Below are 712 nucleotides of genomic sequence, written 5' to 3'. Positions count from 1 at the left end.
CGATCCAGCAACGGGCTCGCGGGCATGATCCACGCCCGGTGACGCCGCCGGACGACCCGAAAAGTATCTCGAAAGAGACCTCGCTCGACCCCGAGGGCGTCACTGACTCGACTGTCAAAACCGAGATCGTTCGAGAACTCGCCGGGCAGGTCACGACCCGTGCAAGCAGCAAAAACGCTCTCTATCGGACGGTCGGCATCAAAGTCGTACAACCCCCGTTCGATGTGAACACACGAGAGCGGTCGCTAAGTGGCCCCGTCCAAGACGAAGCCCTCGTCGAGACGGTGGCACTGGACCTGTTGGGCGAGTTCGAGACAGTGCCGGTCCGGAAACTCGGTGTCCGAGTGTCGAATCTCTCGTTTTCCGAGCGCGAGCAGGCTCCACTGACCGAGTGGGAGCCGGCCGATGCGGCATCCTCCTCGACAGCACTCCCAGAGCACATTCGACGGCGGCTATCGGAGCAAAGAGACCAACAAGCGACACTTGATGAGTTCTGGTAGCCGAGAAACGAGTCCAAAGACACGTTTCGCGAGCTTCGAGAGGGACTCGACTCAACTGCTTCGATCGGCGCCTGTTCGCATCGCAGCGTCGGACAGCCAGTACCTATCCGACTAGAGCGACTGACAGTTCTGGTAATCACCTACCTCGGCGTGAACGCCGAGGTTTGTCGGTGAACTCCCGGTCTGTCCACTAGACCGTGGAAGGCGAGTAG

General features: G+C 60.3%; 1 protein-coding gene. It reads left to right on the top strand.

Going from position 1 to position 712, the window contains the following annotated elements:
• The coding region (locus KM295_RS10570) for a DinB/UmuC family translesion DNA polymerase (protein WP_472924547.1) at positions 1-500 on the top strand (500 nt) is incomplete at its 5' end.
• Between the last annotated feature and the right edge of the window lie 212 nt (positions 501-712).

The sequence above is a fragment of the Natronomonas aquatica genome (assembly GCF_024449025.1).
GTDB classification, from domain to species: domain Archaea; phylum Halobacteriota; class Halobacteria; order Halobacteriales; family Haloarculaceae; genus Natronomonas; species Natronomonas aquatica.
Note: the sequence above shows the minus strand (reverse complement) of the source record. Positions and strands in the feature narration are given on the sequence as shown.